Consider the following 1,264-nt stretch of genomic DNA (forward strand, 5'->3'; position numbering starts at 1 on the left):
AGAAGAGCTGAAATGAGCGGCTGGAACATAAAACAGTGTGTGATTTGGGAACTAAAGGATGCGATCAGTCAGATTCTTAGAATTTCGAAAGATAAGCTTGACGCAGATGAAACCTTGTCAGATTTAGGTTTCGACTCAGTGAGTCTTGGTGAATATGCAGATGTATTAACCAGCAATTATAAGTTGAATATTACGCCAGATATCTTTTTTAGTTATCCGACGATAGAGAGGTTAAGCCAGTATTTCCTTGAACGTTATTCTGATGAAATGCAGGCATTTTATCAGAAAGATGCGAATAGATTTATGCCTGTTGCTAGACATAAAGAAGAAAAGGAAAAAGCAATTCATGTGAGGGAAATGATGTCACTAGAGAGCTTTGACTGTGAAAAAGAAACAGGTAGAAGCCTCCGGAGTCTAGAAGAGTCCCTGCTTTGGGAATTAAAGAACGTGATAAGTCGAATACTTAGAATTCCAGGAGAAAAGCTTTGTACAGACGAAAACTTAGCTGACTTCGGTTTTGATTCAGTCAGTCTTGGCGAATTTGCAGAAGTGTTAAGCGAACGTTATGAGCTGCCGATTACACCAGATATCTTCTTTAGTTACCCAACCATTGATAGCTTAAATAAATATTTACTTGATCGCTACCCTGATCAACTGAGTAGATTTTATCAGGATAGCGTGCAGGAAGTTTCTATGGCATTAGAAGAGGGTGCTTCAGCAGCAGAACAGGATTTGGAGAATAAGGGGAAAAAGATCAGACGGAAGCGTGCTGGCAGAAAGAATACGAAAATAAAAGAAAATGAGCAGTCCATTGCCATCATCGGAATGAGCGGAAGGTTCCCAGATGCAAGGAATATAGAGGAATTTTGGTCCATTTTACTCGAAGGCAGGGAAGTAATCCGTAAGCTCCCGCAAGAGCGAGTTCGATTGTGGCAAGGTTATGAAAACACTGAGGCTGGCAAATCAGTGAACAGAAAACTTGGAGTGGTACCGGGGATTGCTGAATTTGACCCTCTTTTCTTTGAACTATCGCCTCGTGAAGCAGCAAACATAGATCCTAGACAAAGGCTGCTGCTTCAGGAAACATGGAAGGCATTGGAGGATGCCGGCTATGGTTCCAAGTCATTTGAAGACGAAAAAATAGGAATGTTTGTTGGAATCGAGGACGGGGATTACAAACTGTTAGTTGACGAAGAGGCCGGGATTACCTCAAACCATAATGCCATTCTGGCGGCGCGACTTTCTTATTTCTTAAACCTTGATG

General features: G+C 41.6%; 1 protein-coding gene. It reads left to right on the forward strand.

Annotated features, from left to right (window positions below; translation table 11 throughout):
- Positions 1-12 precede the first annotated feature (12 nt).
- Positions 13-1,264 (forward strand): acyl carrier protein (locus LNN34_RS21755; protein ID WP_229044604.1); only part of this gene is annotated, 1,252 nt, incomplete at its 3' end.

The organism is Bacillus sp. AF23, assembly GCF_020861455.1.
Lineage (GTDB): Bacteria > Bacillota > Bacilli > Bacillales > Bacillaceae > Bacillus > Bacillus halotolerans.